Origin of the sequence: Marinobacter sp. 1-4A, assembly GCF_016597725.1 — a bacterium.
In the GTDB taxonomy this organism is placed as follows: Bacteria; Pseudomonadota; Gammaproteobacteria; order Pseudomonadales; family Oleiphilaceae; genus Marinobacter.
Map to the genome: position 1 here is coordinate 353,355 of NZ_VCGY01000002.1, position 24,695 is coordinate 378,049.

At 54.1% G+C, this 24,695-nt stretch carries 22 protein-coding genes; 11 read left to right on the forward strand and 11 right to left on the reverse strand.

The window, feature by feature from the left end:
• Positions 1 to 162 precede the first annotated feature (162 nt).
• Together FE845_RS05370 and FE845_RS05375 are read left to right on the forward strand one after the other, a co-directional pair.
• Positions 163 to 1,296 carry an efflux RND transporter periplasmic adaptor subunit gene (locus tag FE845_RS05370; RefSeq protein WP_200362169.1) on the forward strand — a complete coding sequence of 378 codons (1,134 nt, stop codon included), beginning with the start codon at positions 163 to 165 and terminating at the stop codon, positions 1,294 to 1,296.
• The gene (locus FE845_RS05375; protein ID WP_200362170.1) at positions 1,296 to 4,373 is read left to right on the forward strand and encodes an efflux RND transporter permease subunit; all 3,078 of its coding nucleotides are present in this window, start codon (positions 1,296 to 1,298) and stop codon (positions 4,371 to 4,373) included. The genes FE845_RS05370 and FE845_RS05375 overlap by 1 nt, the downstream gene beginning before the upstream one ends.
• A gap of 107 nt (positions 4,374 to 4,480) precedes the next feature.
• Here FE845_RS05375 and FE845_RS05380 read toward each other — a convergent pair whose 3' ends face one another.
• A complete protein-coding gene (locus tag FE845_RS05380) occupies positions 4,481 to 6,169 on the reverse strand; it encodes a putative bifunctional diguanylate cyclase/phosphodiesterase (protein WP_200362171.1) in 1,689 nt (562 codons plus the stop codon).
• Positions 6,170 to 6,460: 291 nt separating this feature from the next.
• On the opposite strand from FE845_RS05380, the gene FE845_RS05385 reads away from it, so the two are divergent.
• The 4 genes from FE845_RS05385 to FE845_RS05400 all read left to right on the forward strand — a co-directional run bounded on the left by FE845_RS05385 (position 6,461) and on the right by FE845_RS05400 (position 10,508).
• A complete protein-coding gene (locus FE845_RS05385) occupies positions 6,461 to 6,775 on the forward strand; it encodes a DUF3301 domain-containing protein (protein WP_200362809.1) in 315 nt (104 codons plus the stop codon).
• Positions 6,776 to 6,885: 110 nt separating this feature from the next.
• On the forward strand, positions 6,886 to 8,232 hold the full coding sequence (locus FE845_RS05390; protein WP_227714098.1) for a substrate-binding domain-containing protein: 1,347 nt from the start codon (positions 6,886 to 6,888) through the stop codon (positions 8,230 to 8,232).
• Entirely contained in the window at positions 8,183 to 9,628 is a 1,446-nt protein-coding gene (locus tag FE845_RS05395) for a pyridoxal phosphate-dependent aminotransferase (protein ID WP_320159665.1), read from the forward strand. Before FE845_RS05390 ends, FE845_RS05395 begins: the two co-directional genes overlap by 50 nt.
• Positions 9,629 to 9,683: 55 nt before the next feature.
• Positions 9,684 to 10,508: an inositol monophosphatase family protein gene (locus FE845_RS05400; protein ID WP_200362172.1), complete on the forward strand. Its 825-nt coding sequence runs from the start codon at positions 9,684 to 9,686 to the stop codon at positions 10,506 to 10,508.
• Between the two features lie 288 nt (positions 10,509 to 10,796).
• Here FE845_RS05400 and slmA read toward each other — a convergent pair whose 3' ends face one another.
• The 9 genes from slmA to FE845_RS05445 all read right to left on the reverse strand — a co-directional run bounded on the left by slmA (position 10,797) and on the right by FE845_RS05445 (position 19,317).
• Positions 10,797 to 11,384, reverse strand: a complete 588-nt coding sequence (gene slmA, locus FE845_RS05405) for a nucleoid occlusion factor SlmA (RefSeq protein ID WP_200362815.1) — start codon at positions 11,382 to 11,384, stop codon at positions 10,797 to 10,799.
• Between the two features lie 34 nt (positions 11,385 to 11,418).
• Positions 11,419 to 12,228 (reverse strand): thiazole synthase, encoded by an 810-nt coding sequence (locus FE845_RS05410; RefSeq protein WP_200362173.1) that lies wholly within the window; start codon positions 12,226 to 12,228, stop codon positions 11,419 to 11,421.
• Between the two features lie 68 nt (positions 12,229 to 12,296).
• Positions 12,297 to 12,497 (reverse strand): sulfur carrier protein ThiS, encoded by a 201-nt coding sequence (gene thiS / locus FE845_RS05415; RefSeq protein WP_200362174.1) that lies wholly within the window; start codon positions 12,495 to 12,497, stop codon positions 12,297 to 12,299.
• Between the two features lie 7 nt (positions 12,498 to 12,504).
• Positions 12,505 to 12,894: a DUF423 domain-containing protein gene (locus FE845_RS05420; protein ID WP_200362817.1), complete on the reverse strand. Its 390-nt coding sequence runs from the start codon at positions 12,892 to 12,894 to the stop codon at positions 12,505 to 12,507.
• A 28-nt stretch (positions 12,895 to 12,922) separates the two neighbouring features.
• A complete protein-coding gene (locus FE845_RS05425; protein WP_200362175.1) occupies positions 12,923 to 13,723 on the reverse strand; it encodes a symmetrical bis(5'-nucleosyl)-tetraphosphatase in 801 nt (266 codons plus the stop codon).
• Entirely contained in the window at positions 13,716 to 14,567 is an 852-nt protein-coding gene (gene rsmA, locus FE845_RS05430; RefSeq protein WP_200362176.1) for a 16S rRNA (adenine(1518)-N(6)/adenine(1519)-N(6))-dimethyltransferase RsmA, read from the reverse strand. The genes FE845_RS05425 and rsmA overlap by 8 nt, the downstream gene beginning before the upstream one ends.
• Positions 14,568 to 15,575: a 4-hydroxythreonine-4-phosphate dehydrogenase PdxA gene (pdxA, locus tag FE845_RS05435; protein ID WP_200362177.1), complete on the reverse strand. Its 1,008-nt coding sequence runs from the start codon at positions 15,573 to 15,575 to the stop codon at positions 14,568 to 14,570.
• Positions 15,575 to 16,930, reverse strand: a complete 1,356-nt coding sequence (locus tag FE845_RS05440) for a peptidylprolyl isomerase (RefSeq protein WP_200362178.1) — start codon at positions 16,928 to 16,930, stop codon at positions 15,575 to 15,577. Before FE845_RS05440 ends, pdxA begins: the two co-directional genes overlap by 1 nt.
• Before the next feature lie 95 nt (positions 16,931 to 17,025).
• The gene (locus tag FE845_RS05445; protein ID WP_265091988.1) at positions 17,026 to 19,317 is read right to left on the reverse strand and encodes an LPS-assembly protein LptD; all 2,292 of its coding nucleotides are present in this window, start codon (positions 19,315 to 19,317) and stop codon (positions 17,026 to 17,028) included.
• A 361-nt stretch (positions 19,318 to 19,678) separates the two neighbouring features.
• Here FE845_RS05445 and FE845_RS05450 point away from each other — a divergent pair, with 361 nt between their 5' ends.
• From FE845_RS05450 to FE845_RS05460, 3 genes are read left to right on the forward strand one after another with little or no spacing between them, the layout of a single operon-like run.
• The gene (locus FE845_RS05450) at positions 19,679 to 20,722 is read left to right on the forward strand and encodes an aminoglycoside phosphotransferase family protein (RefSeq protein WP_200362179.1); all 1,044 of its coding nucleotides are present in this window, start codon (positions 19,679 to 19,681) and stop codon (positions 20,720 to 20,722) included.
• The gene (murU, locus tag FE845_RS05455) at positions 20,719 to 21,426 is read left to right on the forward strand and encodes an N-acetylmuramate alpha-1-phosphate uridylyltransferase MurU (protein ID WP_200362180.1); all 708 of its coding nucleotides are present in this window, start codon (positions 20,719 to 20,721) and stop codon (positions 21,424 to 21,426) included. Before FE845_RS05450 ends, murU begins: the two co-directional genes overlap by 4 nt.
• Positions 21,427 to 21,430: 4 nt before the next feature.
• Positions 21,431 to 22,183 (forward strand): molecular chaperone DjlA, encoded by a 753-nt coding sequence (locus FE845_RS05460; RefSeq protein WP_200362181.1) that lies wholly within the window; start codon positions 21,431 to 21,433, stop codon positions 22,181 to 22,183.
• Between the two features lie 42 nt (positions 22,184 to 22,225).
• Here the strand turns inward: FE845_RS05460 and FE845_RS05465 are convergent, their stop codons facing one another.
• On the reverse strand, positions 22,226 to 23,119 hold the full coding sequence (locus FE845_RS05465) for a DUF3530 family protein (protein ID WP_200362182.1): 894 nt from the start codon (positions 23,117 to 23,119) through the stop codon (positions 22,226 to 22,228).
• Positions 23,120 to 23,269: 150 nt separating this feature from the next.
• Here FE845_RS05465 and rpe point away from each other — a divergent pair, with 150 nt between their 5' ends.
• Both rpe and FE845_RS05475 read left to right on the forward strand, forming a co-directional pair.
• Positions 23,270 to 23,971 (forward strand): ribulose-phosphate 3-epimerase, encoded by a 702-nt coding sequence (rpe, locus tag FE845_RS05470; RefSeq protein WP_200362183.1) that lies wholly within the window; start codon positions 23,270 to 23,272, stop codon positions 23,969 to 23,971.
• Positions 23,968 to 24,657: a phosphoglycolate phosphatase gene (locus tag FE845_RS05475; RefSeq protein WP_200362184.1), complete on the forward strand. Its 690-nt coding sequence runs from the start codon at positions 23,968 to 23,970 to the stop codon at positions 24,655 to 24,657. Before rpe ends, FE845_RS05475 begins: the two co-directional genes overlap by 4 nt.
• The last annotated feature ends 38 nt before the right edge of the window (positions 24,658 to 24,695 follow it).

Below are 24,695 nucleotides of genomic sequence, written 5' to 3' on the forward strand. Positions count from 1 at the left end.
TTGCTGCTGAAAGAGCGTAATTCTGGCACCCAATATAACGGCAAAGCTAGCCAAAAATACCTACAACCCGGTGACAAGTGCACCCTGAATTTTGTAGGATGCTACGCTTTGTCGCGAATTTATCATTCCCGCATCCAAATAGAGATTCCCAGGACCTGAACTATGCGCACTGCTTCCCGCTTCCTGATCGCAATTATTTTCCTCGGCGTGGTGCTTGGCGGCATCTTTGGCTATAAGTTTTACCAGTTTGGCCAGATGAAAGAAATGCTGTCCCAACCGCAACCGCCTGCAGAGGTATCTGCCACCGAAGCTCGCACTGAGAGCTGGACCCCAAGTATTAAGGCCGTGGGCAGTGTTAATGCGGTCAACGGCATTGAAGTTGCCAACGAGGTGCCTGGCGTTATTTCGAGCATTAATTTCGAATCAGGCGATACGGTGAAAAAAGGCGACATTCTCATTCGCCTGAATACGGCAATTGACGAAGCCGCCGTGCGCACCCGTAGGGCAGAGGCCCAACTCGCAGAGCAGGAGTTCAAACGTATCTCCGACCTACTGCCAAAGCGTGCTGTCTCCCAGTCCCAATTTGATGAGTCCAAAGCCAACTTCGACGCAGCCCAAGCCCGCGTTAACGAGGCGGATGCACAGCTCAGTAAAAAGATTATCCGCGCACCTTTCGATGGCACTCTGGGCATTCGTATGGTGGATCAGGGTGAGTACATTGCCACGGGCACGCCGATCGTTGAAATCAACATGCTTGATCCGATCTACGTAGATTTCACCTTGTCTGAGAAGAATCTGCAGGACGTTGCACGGGGATACTCAGTGGTTGCTACCGTTGCTGCGGTTCCTGAGCAGGAGTTCAAAGGCAAAGTCAGCGCCATCAACACATCCGTGAACCCCGAAACCCGCACTGTGCGTGTGCGCGCCACTCTGAGCAATCCACAGAAGCTGCTCAGACCGGGCATGTTCGCAACCATCCGTACCTTACAGCCGAAGGATGACAAAGTGGTTACGGTTCCCCGCACGGCCGTCTCCTACAACACCTATGGCGATTTCGTGTTTGTGATTGAGGAAAACGATGACGGCGATCTGGTTGTCAATCGCCGCAGCGTCACAGCGGGCCAAACCCGTGACAAGCGCGTTGCTATTCTCTCTGGCCTCGAAGCAGGCGAGAAAGTCGTTTCCAAAGCATTGCTGAGACTCCGCGCTGGCCAAAAGGTCAAGATTCAAGAAGAGAACTCTGACGAGAGCTCTGGCCAGAGCCAGAAAAAGCAGCCGCAGGAGGCCTCTGAATAATGCGATTCACCGACATTTTCATCCATCGTCCCGTTTTGGCGACGGTGGTTAGCCTACTCATCCTGCTGCTCGGTGCCCGAGCCGCTATGGAAATGGAGATCCGGCAATACCCGGAACTCGAAAGCACAACGGTTACGGTCACAACGGCCTACCCGGGCGCTAGTTCAGACCTCATCAAAGGCTTTATTACCACACCGTTGCAGCAGGCAATTGCCGAAGCCAGCGGTATCGATTACCTGACATCCACCAGTTCGCAGGGTAAGTCGACCATCGAAGCCAAGATGGTGCTGAACTACGACGCCAACGCGGCACTGGCTGAAATTCAGGCCAAGGTGGCTAGCCAGCGCAACGTACTCCCGGCTGATGCGCAGGACCCGGTAATCACCTCCACCACGGGTGATTCCACGGCGCTGATGTACATTGCTTTTTACAGCACCGAGATGGCCGTTCCTCAGATTACCGATTACCTGACTCGGGTAGTGCAGCCTAGATTGCAGGCGCTTTCTGGCGTAGGTAAAGCACAACTTCTTGGGCGCGAGTTCGCCCTGCGGGTGTGGCTGGACCCTGAGCGCCTTGCGGCGGTGGACATGACGCCCAGAGAAGTGGTCGCCAAACTGCGCGCCAACAACTATCAGGCGGCAGTGGGCAACACCAAGGGCGCCTACACTGAAATAAGCATGACCAGTGACACAGATGTCGCGGATCCAGACGAGTTCAACAATCTGGTGGTCAAGCAGGTTAACGGAACCCAGATTCGATTGCAGGACATTGCCCGCGTTGAACTGGGGTCACAAACCTACAGTGCGCTAGCGCTGTATAAAGGTCAGCCCGCAACCTACGTGGCTATTGAGTTGGCGCCGGGCGCCAACCCGCTCACGGTCGCTGGTCTGGTTAAAGATGATCTTCCGGATATCAAAAGCCAGTTGCCGGGCGAAATGGACGTGCGCCTAGCTTATGACGCATCGGACTTTATTGAAGATTCCATCAACGAAGTGATCCGTACCCTAATTGAAGCCATGGGTATCGTTCTTGTGGTGGTTTTCTTGTGCCTAGGCTCTATTCGCGCATCTATTGTGCCCTCGGTAGCAGTCCCACTGTCACTGATTGGCGGCGCTTTCATTATGTTGATGTTCGGGTTCTCCCTGAACCTACTCACTCTGCTGTCTATGGTTCTTGCCATCGGTCTGGTAGTAGACGACGCCATTATTATGGTCGAGAACGTACACAGACACATCGAGGAAGGTGAGTCACGGTTTGAAGCTGCCCTGCACGGCGCCAGAGAGATGGCTGTACCCATCATTGCCATGACCACCACCTTGGTGGCCGTGTACGCGCCGATCGGGTTTATGGGCGGTCTTGTAGGCTCCCTGTTTACCGAGTTCGCCTTCACGCTGGCCGGTACCGTCGTAATCTCGGGCATTGTGGCTCTTACGCTTTCGCCTATGTTGTCCGGCATGGTTCTGAAGCCTCATGGCAACCCAGGTAAATTCGAAAGGCTAGTAGAGCGCACGTTCAACGGCATTTCGTCGGGTTATAAATCAGCGCTCGGCTCTTTGATGCAAACCAAATCTGTGGTGGTGTTTTTTGCGCTGGTGGTACTTGGCTCCATTTACTTCATGGCGATGATGAGCCAAAACGAACTGGCGCCCACGGAAGATCAGGGCATCTTGTTCTATCAGGGCCTTGGCCCCCAAACAGCCACTCTGGATTACCTGCTTGAGCACGGCGACGAAGTTCAGGGGCGTCTGGCTTCCACACCCGGCTATGCAGAAGACTTCATGATTGTGGGCATCACCGCCCCTAACGCTGTATTTGGTGGTTTCAAGATGGAACCCTGGAGCAAGCGGGAGCTTAGCCAGTTCGAAATCCAGCCTCAGCTTGATGGCGAACTTAAAAAAGTGACCGGGCTGCAGACTGCGGTATTCGCTCCACCAGCCCTACCCGGTTCAGGCGGTGGTCTGCCGTTCCAGTTCGTGATCACCACCGGCAGCAGTTACGAGCAGCTTGATCAGGTAGCAAGTGAGCTGTTGGGCAAGGCTATGGGCAGCGGTAACTTTATGTTCCTCCAGAAGTCGATCAACTTTGATCGGCCGGTTACCCGCATCAATGTTGATCGTGACCGGGTGGCGGACCTTGGGCTTTCAATGCAAGACGTGGGGCAATCGCTTTCCAGCATGCTTGGTGGCGGTTATATCAACCGTTTCAGCATGGAAGGCCGCTCCTATCAAGTTATCCCGCAGGTGGATCAGAAGTTCCGTTTGGATGAGCAAGCGCTGAACGATTATTATATCCGCACAGGCAATGGCGATTTAGTGCCATTGGGCAGTGTTGTGAGCTTTACACACGATGTTGAACCGTCCAACCGTACACAGTTTAACCAGCAAAACTCGCTCACTCTGCAAGGCGTCGTTATGCCCGGTGTCGCGGCGGGCACAGCTATGGAATTCATGGAACAATCTGCCGACGAAGTGTTTCCGCAAGGTTTCACATACGACTACACAGGTCAGAGCCGGCAGCTGGCCAATCAGGGCAGCGCTCTAATCGTCACTTTCTTCCTGTCGCTGCTGGTGATTTATCTGGTGCTTGCGGCACAGTTCGAAAGCTGGCGCGATCCGTTCATCATTCTCGTGTCAGTACCCATGTCCGTAGCGGGTGCCATGGCGTTTATCGTTCTTGGCTTTGCGACCATGAATATCTACACGCAGGTAGGTCTGATTACCCTGATCGGGGTGGTCTCTAAAAACGGCATACTGATTGTGGAGTTCGCCAACCTGCTGCAGAAAGATAAAGGCATGAACAAAACGGAAGCGGTTATTGAAGCAGCAGCCATTCGTTTGCGGCCCATCATAATGACGTCGCTGGCGCTGATCTTCGCTATGGTACCGCTGCTTATCGCAGCCGGACCGGGCGCAGAAAGCCGCTTCGCTATTGGTTTGACCATCAGTGCCGGCTTGGGCATTGGCACCCTGTTCACGGTATTCGTGTTACCAGCGTTCTACATTCTGCTGGCTCGCGATCACAACGAAGGGAAAGACGAACAGGATAGTCGCTCAGAACCGGCGCCCGTAAGTTCATAAAGGCTAACGGCAGTAACTAAAAACCCGGCTCACTGATCATGAGCCGGGTTTTTTAATGGGCAACATTTGAGGGTAACGAATGAGTAAGGCACCCATGGAACTAGAGTTCAGTCATCGCCATTGCGGTAGGGATAAGCGATGGTTTCTTGTACTTGCTTCCAGCGCTGGGGCCTTGCCATCAAAAAGCCCTGTCCCCTCTGGCAATTCAGCTCACAAAGCTCCTGATACTGGGCTTGGTTTTCGACGCCCTCAGCCACAACCTCAAGCCCAAGCGCCTCTGCTATCCCAAGAATCGCAGATACAATCCTTGAACCGCCCGTTTCCCCGCCAAGACGGCTGATGAATTGACGATCAATCTTGAGCACTTGTACAGGAAGGTTTTGCAGGTAAGCCAACGATGAATAACCGGTTCCAAAGTCATCAATTGCTATTCCGATACCTTGCCCCCTAAACCCTTTCAGCTTTTCCAAACACGGACCGGAGAGATTCATAACATGAGTTTCTGTGATCTCTATTTCCGGGCGCCAGCCCATCGCGCGGATACGTTCAAACAGTGGACCAACCACGACGCCCAGCCGAGCGTCAGTGATTTGGCGTGCAGAGATGTTAATTGCCAACCCAAGTTGCCCTTGCACAGCCGGTTGTGTTTCTTCTAAATCCGCCAATATCCCTCGCACCAATTGCTGGGTTATTTCATGAATCTGGCCACGACGCTCTGCCACAGGCACAAAATCGCCGGGCGATACAGCACCAAGCTCCGGGTGCTGCCAACGCAAGAGAGCTTCCACGCCCACAACTTGCCCGGAACTGAGTTCGTATTGGGGCTGATACACAACATAGAACTCATCCGGAGAGGTTTTCAAAGAGACCGTTAAGGCCTCAGACAATTGCTGCTCACTGCGCCCCTGCTCATCATCCGCTTGGCTGTATATGCGGTAGCAGGAACGCCCCGCCAACTTAGCCATGTGCAAGGCGCGATCTGCCTTGTGCAAGAGTTCTGCACCACTCTTTCCGTGCAGGGGATAAACCGCCGCGCCTGCAGATGCCGATATAAAGCACTCTCGATCGCCAACAATGACCGGCGCTCGGAAGGCGTGAACCATGCGCTGGCAGACCTCCTCCAGTTCGGCACACTCTTGCAACTCTACAATGACGGCGAATTCGTCGCCTGAAAGTCGGGCTACTATGTCATCCTTGTGCACCACACTTTGAATACAAAGCGCCGCCTGCTTGAGTACGCCATCGCCCCGCTCATGGCCGTGCAGGCTGTTGATCGTTTTAAAGAAATCCAAATTAATAAAAAGCACCGCAAAACACGCATCGCCGCGAACATACTGGCTTACGCGGGCATTCAAGAATTCCTGAAACAATGAGCGGTTGGGTAGTTCTGTAAGCGGGTCATAATAGGCAAGCGCAGCCAGGCGCTCATCCGCCCCGGTTCTCTCGCTCATGTCCATAAACATCCCGACATAAACCTGTTGGCCTTCGTATTCCATGGAGAAAATACTGAGCCACTGCGGGTACACTTCACCGCTTTTCTTTCGGTTCCAAACTAATCCTTCCCAGCGGCCGTCGGTTGCCAGAGATTGCCACATAGATTGATAGAATTCGGGCGCATGGAGCCCAGCACTAAGCACGGAAGGGGAGTCGCCCATCACCTCATCCGACTCATAGCCAGTGATGGAATGGAACATACTATTTACGTAGATAATTCTCGGTTCTTTGGTGGCAATCATGATGGCGCGCGGGTACTGATCCACCAACGCTCTAAAATCTAGCGGCTGCTCAAACTGCATGAATCACACGCTCCTGGTACTTCAGTCCGCAGCTCTCAAATCTGCACACTAATCAGTATAGAGGGAAACCACACATCGCACATAACATGGATGGGCCTCCGGTATTAAATAATAACGAACTGAACATTAATTCACCATTCGTTATTCGGTACCTGCTTACAAACTATTGAAATGATTCCCGCTTCTAGCGGCGGTTCGAAACCATAGCGATTCCCCAATCCCCCACAATAAGGTAGTCTGGATTCCATCTTGTTATTTCTTTCGGAAACCTGCCGCGATAGTGCTGTTATTATGACTCTGGGAACGCTGTTCTGGCTCTTTATTGCTGCCTTTGCCATTTGGTACTGGTGGCGTGCCAAGGCTATAAAAGACTCGGTACTTCAGGCCGTTCACCGCTACTGCAAAACCATGGACGTTATGCTGCTTGATGATGCCATCTATTTGCGCGGCATCTGGTTCAAACGGGATGATCAAGGCCAAATTCGCGTTTGGCGCCGCTTTCTTTTCGATTTCACTTCTACTGGTGAAGAGCGCTATAGCGGCCGAGTTATCATGCTTGGGCCTCGAATATTGAACATGGAACTAGACCCTCACCGCTTTTCCTAATATCCCGAGTTGGCTGGCTCTCGTTGCCACTTTTTGGCCACTGAAACATTCCTGTAATAATTCTGCCTCATTCTTCCCGCAACGCTAACTGTTTGTTGCCATGGGGCTTTATGATGATACAACACCGTTCACACCTCACTCAGCAGAGCGCCCTGCCGGGCTTATTGTGCCTAATTTTAATGTTCAGTATGTCCACCAGCCGCGCTGAAGAGATGGAGATTCACGGCTCCAACACGATCGGGGCGGTACTGGCACCTATGCTGGTCGAAGGTTTCCTTAACAGTCGCGGCAATGAACCCATCCAAACCCTTGGCAACGGCAAACATAACGAGAAGCTTTTGATAGGAAGCCAGAAGGGTGCGCCTCTTAGAGTTTTGGTCGCCGCTCACGGTTCCAGTACAGGGTTCAAAGCGTTAAAGGCCAAACGTGCCGATATTTGGGCCTCCTCCCGCCCTGTCAAGCCGACGGAAGTAGATCAAATGTCGGAACGCGCCAACCTCGAAGATCTTGAAAGCGAGCATGTCATTGCAATAGATGGCCTAGCGGTATTGGTTCATTCTTCAAATCTAATCAATCAACTCAGTATCGATACACTGGCTAGCATATTTTCAGGTGAAATTCGCAACTGGTCTGAAATCGGTGGCGCTGACCGGCCCATTAACCTGTATGCGCGGGATGACCGCTCAGGAACCTGGGACACCTTTAAGAGTCTGGTTTTGGGCAAGGGCTACCCACTTCATGCTTCGGCCAAACGCTATGAATCGAACGACCAACTCTCAGACGATGTGAGTGCCGACCCCGGAGGCATTGGCTTTTCTGGGCTGGCTTCAATCCGTAATAGCAAGGTACTGGCGATTTCAGATGGCGAAGCTCCCGCGCTGAAACCATCCGTACTAACGGTTGCCAGCGAAGATTACCCGCTTTCCCGACGCTTATTCATGTACACATCCGGCGATGCTACAAAGACCCTAGCGAAAGACTTTGTCGAATTCGTATTGGGGGCAGAAGGTCAGGCCCTTGTCTCTAAGTCAGGCTTTGTTTCCCAAAATCCCCTCGCAGTTAAACCCGATTTGGTCGGTAGCACACCGCCCTCGTTCAAATTGCTGACACAGAACTATAATCGACTGACCGTTAACTTCCGCTTCTCGGAAGGACGTACCAAGCTGGACAACAAAGCGAAAAGGGATTTGCTCCGAGTGGCTGATTATCTTAGGAGGGAAAATCGCGAAGCGGTCGACCTAATGCTCATTGGTTTTGCAGACCAACAAACCAACGAATTGCGAGCCCAAATGATCTCAGAACTAAGGGCACTGTCAGTACGCAAGGCGCTCTCTGACCTTGGTGTTCACGATGTTCGCTACACCGGTTATGGTCACTACATGCCAGTGGGTATGTCCGGAGGTGCGAGTGGAGAAAAGCGCAACGGGCGAGTTGAAGTTTGGGTTCGCAATCACTAAGGAAGAGCGCCCCTCGGCAATCACCTATCCGCATTGCGCACACAGATATGTTTGGGTTTCCTATACTATTGGTGCCATTCCCAACCAACAGACAGAGACAATGGACATCCACAACGACCAGCGGTTTGCGATTAACCTGAACGTTCGCGGCATTCAACCTTCCTCCACCTTGCGAATCAATGAACTGAGCAACCAGCTCAAATCCGAAGGCAAAGATATCATCAAGCTCGGTCTGGGCCAGTCGCCCTTTCCCGTGCCGGAGCGGGTAGTGAATGCGCTGCGTGAACACGCCCATGAGAAAGACTATCTGCCGGTCAAAGGCCTAAAAAGCCTCCGCGAGTCCATTGCTGGCTACATAAACCGCAGTGAGCGGGTACGGTGCACTTGGGAAGACGTGTTGATCGGCCCCGGCTCGAAGGAACTGCTGTTCATGCTGCAGCTCGCTTATTATGGCGACCTGCTTATTCCTCGGCCCAGCTGGGTTTCCTATGCACCTCAGGCACGTATCATTGGCCGCTCAGTGCACTGGCTACCCACCCATGCAGAGAATAACTGGCAACTGACAGCGGAAGAACTGGACATCATTTGCCGGGACGATGCATCCCGCCCGCGCATTCTGATCCTTAACTACCCTTCTAACCCCACTGGCTGCTCGTACACCGATGACCAGTTGCTGGCCATTGCCAACGTGGCGAGAAAATATCGGCTTATTCTGCTTTCCGACGAGATTTACGGCGAAGTTCATTTTGAGGGGAATCACCGGTCAATCGCTCGTTACTACCCGGAGGGCACTATCATCAGCACCGGGTTGAGTAAATGGGCTGGTGCCGGTGGTTGGCGACTGGGGACCTTTATCTTCCCGAAAGAACTGCGCGCCCTGCAGGACGCCATGGCGATCATTGCCAGCGAGACCTACACCTCCACCAGCGCCCCGACACAGTATGCGGCCATCGCAGCGTTTGATGGTGGTGAAGACATTGACGAATATCTGACACAGTCCCGGCGGGTGCTGAAAGTGGTGGGCGAATACATGCATACTCGCCTGAGTGCCATGGGGGCGGTTGTGCAAAAGCCTGAGGGCGCGTTTTACCTATTCCCGAACTTTGACAACTTCCGCGAATTGCTGGCAAAAAGAGACATTAAAACCAGTCAGGCCTTTTGCCAGTCTTTGCTGGAGGACACAGGAGTTGCCATTCTGCCCGCCAGTGACTTCGGGTTTGTACCGGATCATCTTGGGGCTCGTCTGGCATTTGTAGACTTCGACGGCACCGAGGCTCTGCAGTTGGCGGGTGATGACTACGGTGATCAGGAGTTGACTACAGACTTTGTCAAACAGGCTTGCCCGCGATTGGTCGAGGCCATGGATAAACTGGAGAGCTGGCTGAACAGCCTCTGATCTTGCCATGCTAGACTGGCGCCCTCACTCTTCAGAGATAATAGCGGGGGGCGCCATGTCTGACTCTTTTTCCCTACGGGACATCACTGATTTTACAGAAGATCTAGCCCGGGAAGCCGGGGAGCTGATTCGTCGGGAGCGTGACAACAACACTCTGCGCACCGAATACAAAGCGCAGACTGAGCTGGTCACCCACGCCGATGTTATGGCTGATGAATTTATCACCAATGCGATTCGCAAGCGCTTTCCTGAACACCGCATCCTATCAGAAGAGTCCATGCCGGATCTCAGTCAAGCTGAGGAGCTGGAAACGCCGCTATGGATCGTTGATCCCATTGATGGCACGGTAAACTACGCTTACGGTCACCCGCAGGTTGCGGTGTCTATTGCTTATGCTGAAAACGGTCGCGTGCAAGCGGGTGTTGTGCATGCACCTTTCCCCGGTGAAACCTTCCGCGCCACACGCGGTGATGGCGCTACGCTCAACGGTAATCCTATCCATCACAGTGGCGCGACGGTTCCAAGGGATTCGCTCTTCGCAACTGGTTTCCCCTACACCAAAGACAATCTGGCGCCGCTGGTTAACCGCCTGAATGCGATGATTCACCAATGCCGCGATCTACGTCGCATTGGCTCAGCGGCACTGGATATCTGCTGGGTGGCCTGTGGCCGTTTGGACATCTACTACGAAAACGTCAGCCCGTGGGATTTTGCGGCTGCTCGCTTAATCGCTCTGGAAGCCGGAGCAACGGCTGGCCACTTCAGTGAAGTTCCGGAGGGTTACCCTGCCGACCTCTGGGGTCGCGATATTCTGATTTCGGCACCTGCAATCTGGGAGCCTATTCGTGAGATTCTTCGTTCGGCTTCTGGTTACGAGTGAATCTCGAGCTTTGGGAGTTTTCCCTCTTTGTAGCCTTCTTTGGGGCAGGCACAGTCAGGAAGGCCCTGTCCCGGAACCGCTACAAGCACGTCCGTGTGCGCTTGGCGTAGGCCATCCATGGCCTACGACATTCCGGGACAGGGCCTTCCTAACTGTGCAATCTGGCTAACTTGAAATCTCATCAAAAATACGAAAAGAAGCCCGATATATCTTAGCTGCGCGAACGAGGTTGGTGGGGTTGGTCTGCACCATAGCAATCAGGCTACAAACGAGGAAAACTCCTAGCTACTAGCCCCAAATGCCCTCAGCAACCAACCCCCAACTCTCGTCAAAATCAGCCGTAGGCAATCGGGAGAACGACGAGCGGATAAACCGCTGGATTCGGCCTTCCATGAATACAAGAACAGAATCCGCCGCCCGTGTGGCACTGGTGCGTGGCCGCAAGCCCTGGCGGATTTCGCCTTCTTTCAGGGTTTGCCGCACCTGCGTTTCCAAGCGCTCGAAGAACTGCGAGGCACGCTTGCGTAAAGCCTCGTTTTCGCCCACCAACGCATCACCAGTGAGAACACAACACAACCCCGGATTACGCTCCGCAAAAACCAGAACCAAGTGCACCACTTGCTGCAAACGAACCCGCACGTCTTCCTGATCCTGCAGAATAACCTGGCAACGAGAAAATACCGCTTCTTCCGCAAACTCCAGAAGCGCTTCAAACATTTTGCGCTTGCTAGGAAAATGGCGGTACAGCGCCGCCTCTGTTACACCAACGGACTTGGCGAGAACAGAGGTAGTGAGTCTGGCGCCTGGGTCCTTTTCCAGCAACTCCAAGAGAGCGTGGAGAATCGCTTCTCGGCGGCTGGGTTTCTGATCGGTTATGGCCATACTGCAGCGCTCTTAATCAGAAGTTGAATCAGAAAAAAGTACCGTCAATAGGCGAAGAGGCACTTGCATAGAGCTTTTTGGGCATCCGCCCAGCGAGATAAGCTTCGCGACCTGCTTCAATAGCCAAACGCATGGCATTGGCCATTTTAATAGGGTCTTTGGCTTGTGCGATGGCGGTGTTCATTAGTACGCCGTCGCAGCCCAATTCCATGGCGATGGTGGCATCAGAGGCCGTGCCCACACCGGCATCCACCAGTACGGGCACCTTAGCGTTTTCGACGATCAGCCGAATGTTGTAACGGTTCTGAATACCCAGCCCGGAGCCTATGGGTGCGCCCAAAGGCATGATCGCGATACAGCCCATTTCCTCAAGACGCATGGCCAGTAAGGGGTCGTCCGAGCAGTAGACCATTACCTTGAAGCCGTCTTTAATCAACTCTTCGGCGGCCACCAAAGTTTCCGGCATATTCGGGTATAGCGTTTTATGCTCACCCAACACTTCCAGCTTCACCAGATCGCGGCCGTCAAGCAGTTCTCTTGCTAGCTTACAGGTGCGAACTGCATCTTTGGCGGTGTAACAACCGGCTGTGTTGGGCAGGATGGTGTAGTGTTCCGGGGAGATCACATCCAATAGATTTGGCTCGTCTGGGTTCTGACCCAAGTTGGTGCGGCGAACCGCCACGGTCACAATGTCGGCGCCGCTCATTTCGATGGCGTGGCCAGTTTCCATCAGGTCGCGATATTTGCCGGTGCCAACCAGCAACCGTGACTGGTAAATACGGCCAGCAATTTCAAGAGGTTTGTCTTCAGGCAACTGAATCTCGGGCGTGTCGGTCATAGTGTTTCCGGGTTGATGAAACGTAGTGATGTAAATTCACAAATTAAAGAATTGCGGGTAGGCGGGTTTTACCCGCCTCCAATCGCGTGAACAACTTCCACGCGATCATCATTACTTAGGGCAAATTCGGCATGTTGGCTGCGGGGTACTATGTCTTCATTTACCTCCACCGCCAGTCGCTTACCGGCGAGAGCCATTTTTTCTAACAATGCGGCAACCGTGGCCCCTTCTGGCAGCTCCATGGCTTCGCCATTTACCTGAACCTGCATAGCATTCTTAACCTCTGTTTTGAGTCCCATTCTGGCGAAGGCCAACGGTCAGCAGTAGTGCCCAGCCAATCATAAAACATATACCGCCAAGAGGCGTAATCGGGCCAACCCAGCGTATGTCTGTCAGCACTAGCGTATACAAGCTGCCACTGAATAGCAGGATGCCTAAAGAAAAGAAGCCTGCAGCCAAGCTCAGTCGCCGCCGTGAAAGCCCAAATCCGGATAACAGGGCAACCAGCACCAGCGCGATGGCGTGATACATCTGATAGGTAACGGCTGTTTGAAAAACCTCTAAGCTACGCTCACTCACTATATTGCGCAGGCCATGAGCACCAAACGCTCCAGCCATAACCGCTGTCACCGCAAAAAAAGCGCCTGTAATGATGGGAAGGCGCATAACGTTTGTTGGATGCGACTCTATAGATTCAGCAGTCACAGTGGATTTTCTCCCCAGTGTCCAGATTCATCATCGTGAGGGCTCCGCCCCAAACGCAGCCAGTATCTAAACCAATAAACTGTGTACTGCCTGTCTCACCTTCGATGGCCGCCCAATGCCCGAAAATCACTTTTAAATCATCAGCGCGCGGAAATTCAAACCAGGGCGTAAATCCCTTGGGCGCCTTGCCTGCCGACTCTTTTGCAGTCAGCTCAAGCCTGCCGTCTTCGGCAATAAAGCGCATTCGGGTGAAATAGTTGGTGATGACCCGCCAACGATCCATGCCAGTGAGCTTTTCATTCCAGCCTTCTGGCTTGTTGCCGTACATATGCGCAAAGTATTCTGGAGCCTGTTCTCCACGAATAACATCTTCCACTTCCCGCGCACTGGCAAGGGCCTGCTGGATACTCCAAATATGAGGAATACCTGCGTGGGCCATCATGATGTTGCGGTCAGAATCGTACACGCACAGATTTTGCTGGCGTAGCCAGTTCACTAACTTATCGCGATCCGGAGCATTCAGTATCTCTGCGAGTGTGTCTTTGCGCTTCGGCGCATGGCCACCAAGAGACACTGCCAGCAGGTGCAGATCGTGATTACCCAGAACCACCACAGCGGCACTGCCCAAGCTTTCAATATAACGCAAGGTTTTCAGGGAGGAGGGTCCCCGGTTAATCAAATCACCCGCCACCCAAAGGCGGTCTCGGGAAGGCGAAAAATCCACCTTGGCCAGAACATCCTGCAAGCGATCGTAACAGCCCTGAATATCGCCTATGGCGTAATCAGTCATGGCTGTCTCCGCACACGTCTCCTGCGCTTCCCTCACCGGGCTGGGCTCGGCTTTTTTCGTCTGTTAGCGCATCCGCAATACTTACGTAGTCGGCCAAACTGAGGTTTTCCGGCCGCAGGCCGTCATTGATGCCCAAAGCTTGCAGTTGCTCAACCGTTACCAGCCCTGCCAGCGCCTTACGCAGAGTTTTTCGGCGCGCGTTAAACGCTGTCCTTACCACGGCCTGCAAGGTGACAAGATCCTTTGCAGGATGCGGAAGCTCTGCGTGGGGCACCAGCCGCACAATGGCGGAATCCACTTTTGGTGCGGGCCGGAAGGCGCCGGGGCCTACTTCAAACAACGGCTGAACTTTGCAGAAATACTGGGTCATGATGCCCAACCGGCCGTAATTATTATCACCGGGTACCGCTGCCATCCGCTGTACGACTTCTTTCTGCAACATGAAGTGCATGTCTTGCACCACGCCTGACTGGGCCAGCAAGTGAAAAATCAGGGGAGTGGAGATGTTATAAGGCAAGTTACCAATGATGCGCAGAGGCCTCTCATCCACAAGCTGGCTGAAGTCAAACTTCAGTGCGTCGGCTTCGTGGATGTGAAAATCGGGGTAGTTGAAAAACTTGGTGCGCAGCACAGGAATGAGATCGCGGTCTAGCTCCACCACCTGAAGTTTCGGATTAACCGCGAGAATTTCCTCTGTTATTGCGCCAAGCCCCGGGCCTATTTCGACAATGGCGTCGTCTGGCTTGGGGTGAATGGCGCGAATAATGCGCTCAATCACACCCGGATCGTGAAGAAAATTCTGGCCAAACCGTTTTCTGGCCTGATGGCCGGCTTTTTTGCTCACTCAGATTTCTCTCTTAGTAGCGGATTTGAGGGAGCGCGCCATTTGCTCGCCCACTCGAATAGCGGTATGCAAACTGCCCGCATCGGCCTTGCCGGTGCCAGCGAGGTCCAGAGCCGTGCCGTGATCCACGGATGTGCGCACTATGGGCAACCCAAGGGTGATGTTTACCGCGCGCCCAAAGCCCTGAAATTTAAGCACCGGCAAGCCCTGATCGTGATACATGGCCAAGGCGGCATCGGCGTCGTCTAACCAATGGGGCGTGAACAGCGTGTCTGCCGGTAGGGGGCCGACCACCTGTATTCCTTGGGCGCGGAGGGTCTCAAGGGTTGGCTCAATCACTTCAATCTCTTCCCGGCCAAGGTGGCCACTTTCACCCGCATGGGGATTTAGCCCCGCAACCAAAATTTTTGGCTGCGCAATTCCAAAAAATGTTTTCAGATCGGCGTTCAAAATGGTGGCGACTTGCGTCAAACGCTCGGGCGTAATCGCGGCGGACACGTCTTTGAGGGGCAAGTGAGTGGTTACCAAGGCTACTCGTAGCTCTTCAGTGGCCAGCATCATAACTACCCGTTCAACGCCACAGAGCTCCTGCAAAAATTCAGTATGACCACTGAACTCAATACCCGCTTCGTTGATCACGCCTTTGTGTACCGGCGCCGTGACCATGCCGTCGAAATCACCCTCAAGACAGCCTTTGGCCGCAACTGTGAGTGTGTCCAAAACATAGCGACTGTTAGCCGTGTCGAGCTTGCCCGCTTGGTGCGAAGTACAGCCTTCTACATGCAATACGGAAAGCTCGCCCACACCCTTTCTTGGCTCCATATCAGGCCGCCAAGCATGTAGCTTTACGTCGAGCCCTAGAAGTCTGGCTCGCGCCTCCAGCATTGGCTGGCTGGCAACCAACACCACGCCCACATCACGCTTCGCTGCAGCCAACGCCAGACACAGCTCGGGGCCAATGCCTGCTGGCTCTCCGGCAGTCAGTGCGAGAACAATGTCTTCAGCCATTATTTTGCAGTTTCCTGCGCATTGGCAGACTCATCTTCTGCTGCATTGTCTGCATACTCACCTTTGAACTCGACAAAGGCCTCATCCCGGATTTCTCTGAGCCAGTTTTGCAGCTCGGTTTCAAACTTACGGCGATAAATCGCCTGACGGGCTTCGGCTTCTTTCACGTCTGTACTGATATCTTTTTGGCGACGCTCTTCAACCTGCAGAATATGCCAGCCAAATTGCGAGCGGAACGGGCCTTTATATTCGCCGACACTGGCCTCCTGCATAGCCTGTTCAAACGCGGGCACCATTTGGCCCGGGCTTACCCAGCCAAGATTGCCACCGTCAGAGCCGGATACTGGGTCGTCTGAATACTGTCGCGCCAACACGGCAAAATCAGCACCGTCTTGAAGCTGTTGAGACAGTTCGCGAATGGTCGCTTCCGCCTCAGTGTCCGTAATGGCTTCAGACGGACGAATCAGAATATGGCGTACGCGGTTTTGCTGGATAACCTGCTTTTGGGTGCCCCCGCGCTTCTCCATCACCATGACCATGTGAAAGCCGCTGTTGTTCTCCAGAACCTCGGAAGGAATGCCAACTTCAAGCTCTGGTACAACTGGCGCCACCAGTGATGGTAACTGGCGTTCGCTACGCCAACCCATATCACCGCCTTCAAGGGCATTGCTGGCATCGGATTCAGCTACCGCTACCTCGCGAAAATCTCGACCATCGAGAATCGCAGCACGAAGCTCTTCTGCTTTCTCGCGGGTGGCGTCTACAGCTGCATCATCAGCCGGGTTATCCAGTTCGATAAAAATATAAGCGAGCCGGTATTCGGCGTCGTTGCCACCTGTGGATTCCAGTGCTTGCAGATAGTTTTCAACTTCTCGTTCGGTTACGCGAACCCGGTTACCAACCTGTCGCTGCTGTACACGGCCAGTGAGCATTTCCTGACGAATCTGCTCCCGAGCCTGCCGGTAGCTTACGCCCTCAACGGCAAGTTGGTCTTCAAACTCGGCTAAACTAAGGCCATTACGCTCAGCAATGTTGGCGATGGTTTCGTTCAGCTCGTTATCGCTGATGCGCATGCCCATTCTATCCGCCATTTGCAGCTGGACCGATTCGGTAATCAATTGTTCCAGAACCCGCTCTTCAAGGAGGCGTCGGGGCGGCAGGCCGGTTCCTTGGGCACTGAGACGCCCGGTGATTGTGTTGATTCTGGCTTCCAGTTCAGTTTGGAGGATCACATCGTCATCAACAATGGCTACTACCTGATCAAGCAACTTGCGCTCGGCCTGAGCCGCAAAAGAAAGCACCACTGCCAACAGCATCAGCAGTGTTTGTAAACCCTGGCGAATCGTCGCCTTCATAATCACCTCTTAATGAAGAAATAAGCCTGCGGATAGGGTACCGGAATGGCACAGTTGCCGTCAGGGGGTGTAAATAGCAGCGTTAATCAGACGGCTCAGAAACGACGCCGCTCTCGCTCGTCAAAACCATAAATAGCCTTAGAGATCGATGTGGATGCGCCGCCACTGCCACCCAGACCTTTTAGCTGAACCTGAAACAGCAAACGGCTATCCAGAGTTTGGTCATCCGTCAGATAATTCTGGTGAACCATTTGGATACTCCAGCAACAGTTGTTGTACTCGATCCCGGCAAGCGAACCAACGGTGCGATCCAAGTCCGAATCGTACACCCAGCGACCGATAAGGCTAACACGGTCTGTTGCCGGTATAACCGCCGCAATATCCGATTGCTCCAACTCTCCCTTGCTGTAGGTATGGCCAATACTCGCCAGATACCGGTAATCCCTGGAATGAAAGATCAGCTGGCTGCGCCCCTCTTCAGTATCGCCTGTCTCAGGGTCCCATAGCCCTGAAGACCGAACCTGCAGATTTTGAAAAGGGTTTAATACCACTTCGCCCGCCAGCGGCGAGCGGCTGCGATCACCCCCGCCCTCCCCGAAGAGAGTCACCTCGCGATCGTCAAAATACTGAATCTGGCCGATACTGAAACGGGCCCGTTCGGAGCCGGTCACCAGATCATTAAAGCGGCTGGTCAAGGCCACCGCTAACTGGTTGGCATCACCCACCCGATCGCCTCCAACAAAGCGGTCTGGCCGGAATAACTGCTCAAAGCGGAAGGTCTGCAAGGCGGTATCAAACGAGGGGATGTCGTTCTGGTCCGCTTCCGCATCAGCCCAGGCGTAATACAGGCGGGGCTCAAGGGTTTGGTTGTAGGGCACATCGAACAAGGTAGATTGGCGATCAAAATACAGGCCGTTGTCCCACTCCACCACTGGAACGGTGCGATCGAAACTGTCACTACCGGCACTGTAATCTTCCAGCTCGTAACGGGTGTAGTCCAAGCTGAGCGACGGGCGGCTGAAGCCCCAAAGGGCGCGCATTGGCAACGCCAACTCAGGGCGAGCCAGAAAACGCTGGCCGTTGGCCTTATCGAGCCCTGTCAGCGTGTCGTTGTCACGGTAGAACCAGCTGTACTGACTCTCTAGTCCGGCCTCTAGCCAGCCTGCTTCCGTGCTGCCAGCGTAGATCATCTCTGGCAGTTGGGCGTAAGGCCTATCCGCCTGTGCAATTCGGTCGCTGACGGTCTGGTAGTCGTTAAGATATACATCAAAAAACTGATTCGAGCCTTGATAGCGCACACCGCCTTTGCGCTGCAGATGCGTGGTCTGGTCAATTTCCAGACTACGGTTCAGGTCGCTCAGGTAATCCTCGTCACTGACTGCAGAAAAATCACCATACCCCGTCCAGCCACTGCCCAATGCCGCCCGCGTGGCGGCATCCAACCCCCAGCGCTGGCCAGACTCCCCGGGGTTCTCATCCTCGTAGTCGGAATCATTATCTATATAGCCAAGCTGTAGAGTTGTTTGGCCAAAATCGCTTAGGTAACGACCCTCAACCTCGTTGAACAGCCCACGGCCATGAATGTACTGCGGCGTTAGAGTGGCATCGTAATGGGGGGCCAGATTCAGATAATAAGGGGCCGCCAGAAAGACTCCGCTCCCTGCGCTGGACGAACCAAATTGCGGGTAAAGAAAGCCGGTTTTGCGGCGGTCGTCAATGGGAAAGCTGGCGTAAGGCCAGTAAAACACCGGTACATCTAAAACCTCAAGACGAACATGTTTCGCTGTTCCGAAGCCCTCGTTCTGATCCAATTCAATCTCGGAAGCAACAATAGCCCAATCGTTTTGCCGGGGACCACAGGTGGTTAACATGCCATCGCGAATTTCTACCAATGAGTCGTCTAGCCGCGACAGGCTACCGGCCCTACCACGCATTTCCGGCCCGTGCAGAAGGAAGGTCGCGGTGTTGATATCAAAGCGCCCTGAGTCCACATCGTACTCTGCCCGCTCCCCAGTCAACAAAAAGCCGTTCCCGCGGCTGACCAAAGGACCTTCAATCGATAACTGGCCAATATTCTGGTTATACCTTGCTTCGGAGCCAGACACACGGAAGCTCCCCTGACGCACCTGAACATCGCCTTGGAGATACAGTTCCTGATCAATCTCATAGCGGGCGCTCAGGCCGCTCGCCTGCAAGGCGGCCGCCTCGACAGCCGTTTCACCAAAAACCCCCGAACTGCCTTCTTCGGAGCCAAGCGGCAAGTACCCGCCTGCGCAAAATGCCGGTAGCGAATGTCTGACAGCATCCGGAAGCTGGCTTTTCGGGCGCCAATCTATTTCAGCGGCAGAAGGTGCTTCTTCAGCGGAGGACAAACCAGCCACCGACATTAGAGCGCATCCGGCAAGCAGGCCCACAAGCCGGCGCGGCAATGTGCCTTTCTGCGCTTGCAGATAGCTGTCGGGCATTGGCACGATGGCAAGATTCCTGTTCCAGTTGCATGAAGGAGTGTGCATGGCGCAACGGGGCACCAATACACAAACAACAGCGGCCTAGTTTACACATGCCTCTGAAGCTTGTTAACGGAAACGGGGCCGGATACACGAAACTCCGCTGCAAAAGCGCGTTACCCTCTTTATACTCCTTGCAAAGGAGCCGTGATAACAGCACCTGAATAGTACACGTGCTCATGGCTTGTACACTGTTTTGACATCAATGCACTTTAATAACGCCAGGACAATCGCCCGAGCTATGGATAACCGCCTGCAGATGCTGACCACTTGGGTCAGCCAGTTCCCCGGTTTCGAGAACGCCGAAGCCATTCCCGTTTCCGGCGACGCCAGTTTTCGGAGTTACTTCCGGGTACATAAAACGGACACCAACGGCAGCGAATACTCCTTTATTGTTATGGACTCGCCGCCAGAACTGGAGGACTGCAGGCCGTTCGTTCAGATTGGTCAGCATTGGCTTGCGTCAGGCATTATGGTTCCGAACATCATTGAAGCCGACCTGACGCACGGATTTCTCTTGCTGGAAGACTTCGGCGACCGGTTAATGCTGGGCCAGCTAACCCCGGATACAGTAGATTCCCTGTACCAAAACGCGCTGGATGAACTCCTCCTTATTCAGCAGGTTCCCGCGCATCCCGACTACCCGCTACCCGCTTACGACGCGGCCTTACTGAACCGTGAAATGAGCTTGTTCCGGGACTGGCTGCTTGAAAGCTATCTAGGGCTGGCACTGGACAACATAGAAAAATCCATGCTCGACACCACCTTTGCCCTGCTTCGTGAAAGCGCTCTGGCGCAACCGGAAGTGACCGTGCACCGGGATTACCACTCCAGAAACTTACTAGTGCGCGAACACACTAGCCGCCCCGGAGTTATCGATTTTCAGGATGCGGTGACCGGCCCTATGACTTACGACGTAGTTTCGTTGCTCAAGGACTGCTATATACAGTGGCCTGAAGAACGTGTGTACGACTGGCTGGAAGCTTTCCGGAAACAGTCTTTGGACGCGGGCCTTCACCGCGCAGACTGCGACACCTTCCGCCAATGGTTTGAGCTTATGGGCATGCAACGGCACCTCAAAGCAGCGGGTATTTTTGCCCGCTTGGCCATGCGCGACGGAAAGCGGCGCTATTTGGACGACATCCCCCGCACTCTTGGATACTTACTAACCGCCAGCAAACGCCAGCCTGCACTGAGGCACTTCCACGACTGGCTGGCAACGGTCGCTGTGCCAAAAGCGGAAGAATTGATTGGCCCACTTCCAGCCCAGGAGTACACATTGTGAAAGCGATGATTCTTGCCGCTGGCAAGGGCGAGCGTATGAGACCGCTCACCCTGACCACGCCAAAGCCCCTGCTCAGCGCCGGAGGAAAGCCCCTCATTGAGCACCACCTTGAGCATCTCAACCGTGCTGGTTTTCGAGAGGTGGTGATCAATCATGCCTGGCTCGGGGAGCAGATTGAGTACACCTTGGGAGGGGGCGAGCGCTTCGGCTTATCGCTGAGTTATTCCAGAGAAGGTGAGCCTTTAGAAACCGCCGGAGGCATTGTCCGCGCCTTACCGATGCTTACATCGAACGACACAGACTGGTTCATGGTTATAAACGGCGATATTTGGGCCGACTTCGACTTAACTCGGCTACAGCCTCCCACCTCCGATTCGCACTCCGCACTCGATGCCGTTCTGGTGATGACAGACAACCCCACACACCATCGCAAAGGCGATTTTTGTTTGAACCACAACGGCCTACTCTCTGAGGAGTGCGCCGGGAAAGAAGGCGAGAAACTCACCTTCGCTGGCATCAGCCTACTGCACAGAAGGCTGTTTGAAGGGCTGACCGACCAAGCCGGAAAGCTCGGGCCGGTTCTGCGCACAGCCATGACAAAGGGCCGAGTGGCCGGACTGCATCACTTCGGGCGTTGGATTGATGTCGGAACGCCTGAGCGGTTGCGTGAATTAGACCGACAACTGGCCATTCAGGAGCCCTAGTGCGATGGCAACTCGCTCTGCGCAACCGGCCTTACCTCCGCGAATGGAGGCAGCCTTCTCCGGCCTATTGGCCAAGCTTTCCAGCTCCAACCATCAGGCACACAAGCTGATAGGCCAAACCAATCTGCCCCGATGGTGCAGACGCCCACTGTTTTTCTTTCTAGGTTATATTGCAAAAGCAGAAGGTAGGGTTTCGGAGCAAGATATAGGTTTTGCAGAAAACCTGATCAAAGCTCTAAAGCTGTCGAAGCGACAAAGACACAAAGCCATTAGCAGCTTCCAAAAAGGCAAAGCCTCTGAAACCCTGCCGCCGCTCACTGGACTCACACTAAGGCTCAGCCATCGCATATGGCCTACCCCGGCTCTAAAGATGGCTATTTGCCTGTGTCACGCGGCCCAACTGAAGGGCCGACCGGGTAAGCCCCGCCGTTACCGCTGCGAAGACACGATTGATCAGATTGGCATGCCAGTCACCATCAGCGAAGACATCTTTGACAGCTACGCCAGCCGGGTATGGGGTGACATCAGCAGCGCACCCTCAGCACCAGTCAATCTCGAACAGGCCTGCGCATTGCTTGGCGTTACAAGACGCGACCCTATTGCAACAATCAAGCGGGCATACCGGAAAAAAGTCTCTGAATGCCATCCCGACAAGTTACTGCAACAACAACTCAGCGCCGCTGAGCATGCGTTGGCAAAAGAGCGCCTTCTGCGCTACCAACAGGCCTGGGAGCTAATCCGGCGACACTATCAGTAAACACTGATTAGTTGGTGGGTACGGCCTGACAGTGATTAGTCACTATTGACGACCATCCCGCTTTAACCAAGCGGAGATCCTGCTCGCAACTGCCTTGCCATCTCGTGGCATGAATTCGATGTCTGCCCCCACATTTTGCCGACTAAACCCTTGCACACCGGCCCGCTCCAACCTCGCCTTGCGCTGCCCGCTTGCGTCGGATAACGACAACTCCAGAATACGAGGTACGGAGGCTTTCTTTACGTTTTCCGCCAACTGCCTTGCATCACGCGGATAAAACTTTGGGCCAGCCCATATCAGAGCAGTAGGTGCGGCCAATTCCGCCGCATAGGCCACAACGTAATTGCTTCCCCGCCCTATTCCCACTAGCGCTGTCAGCTCATATTCGCGGTTTTTAAGCTCCGCAACCGCCGCCGCGAGTTCATCGAGAATGCGCTTGCGGTAGGCTGCCTCCAAATCGCCTGGAGCTTCTGCCGCCAAAACATCAATCGCAGCTGGGCTCGGCGCTCCCGGGTTTTGTTCCGCAGCTTTCGGTTTTGGCTCGGGCGCAACGAACGGTTGCTCAAGAATCCGTTCAAGGGCTTCCGACGGCGGCTCAAGACCCAAACTAAGCACCGCCAATTTACGGTGCGCCAATTCTCGCGCCAGAGTACCAGTAAGCCCAGACGCTGCGTTCTCCCCCTCATCCGCCAAAATAATCACCGCCCCTCTTGCGGGAGTTTCCGTTTCGGGCCAAAACAGCGCCAGCGTGCGAGCGCCATCTTCAAGCTCGAGCCACAGCGCAGAATCCGGAAATTTGTGGTTCAACCCCCACTCACCCAAACCGGAAGACACAACGCCGCGCACTTCATTCGGAGTCGGCGGGGTAGCTGCTGGGGTTGCTGCTTCATCCTGTGCCAATGCAGGCACAGCAGTGCCTAGCATGATCACGGCCATAAGCCATCCGAAAAGGCTCATGAGGTAAGGGCTTTGGCTTATTGTTCTGAATCGGCGCACAGTTCCTGCTCCTCTGGCTACGAAAACACGCTCGTGTGCTGTTAGACTGTCATTATTATTAATAGCTGCCAATTGTTTGCGAGACCCGTGATGAATCCCTATCTGATTGCCCCATCCATCCTATCTGCCGATTTTGCCCGTTTGGGCGAAGAAGTGGATAACGTTCTGGCCGCAGGCGCAGACGTGGTGCACTTTGACGTTATGGACAACCACTACGTGCCCAACCTGACCATCGGGCCGATGGTTTGCGAAGCTCTGCGCAAACACGGCGTTACCGCGCCCATCGACGTACACCTTATGGTATCGCCGGTGGACGACCTAATTCGCATGTTCATCGACGCTGGCGCCAGCTACATAACCTTCCACCCGGAAGCGTCCCAGCACATCGACCGTTCCCTACAACTGATTCGTGAGGGCGGCTGCAAGGCAGGTTTGGTATTTAACCCGGCCACATCGCTGCACCACATGGATCATGTGATGGACAAGCTCGATATGGTGTTGATGATGTCAGTTAATCCAGGTTTCGGTGGCCAGAAGTTCATCCCCGGCACCCTTGATAAGCTCAGAGAAGCCCGTAAACGTATCGACGCTAGCAATTACAATATTCGCTTGGAAATCGACGGGGGCGTGAAAACCGATAATATTCGTGAAATTGCAGAAGCCGGTGCAGATACCTTCGTTGCCGGCTCGGCTATTTTCAACACTGACGACTACAAAGCCACTATTGATGCCATGCGGCTAGAGCTCGAACAAGCCCGCATGGCGCTGGGCCATACGGTGACGGGCCAATGAGCCTAGCAGGCCTGTTTAACCAGCGCTGGCCCGGCGTTGCACTGTTTGACCTTGACGGCACTCTGGTAGACAGCGCTCCGGATCTTGCTGCAGCAGTTGATTGCACCCTTGAACAGCTGGGGCGCAAACCCGCTGGCCTTGAGCGGGTGCGAGAGTGGGTAGGCCATGGTTCTCCCGTTTTGATGCGCCGGGCCTTAGCTGGCAAAGCCGATTGGGAACCTGCGAGCGCTGCAGACGACGCCTTGTTTAACGACGCTCTGGCGTTGTTTTACAACAACTACCGGCAACTCAACGGCAAGCACGCTGTGGTGTACCCCGGGGTAAAAGCCTGCCTTGAATCCCTAAGTAAACGGGGCTGCCCCATGGCTGTGGTGACCAACAAGCCAGAACAGTTTGTAAGCCCACTGCTGAAACAACTGGGGCTGGACCACCACTTCAAGCTGTTGATCGGTGGCGATACGCTGGACACAAGAAAGCCAGACCCGGGCCCGCTGCTCCATGCCATGAAAACTCTTAATGGCAGCCGCGGCACCACGGTAATGGTTGGCGACTCTGCGGCAGATGTCAGCGCCGCTCAAGCTGCAGGCATTCCTTGCGTTGCTGTCACCTATGGCTACAATTTTGGACGCTCGGTACAGGCACTGGGAGCAGACGCTGTGGTTGATTCCCTGAGCGAGCTTTTGTAACCTCTCAGATCTTGTACATTCATTCTTATCAATTCGGG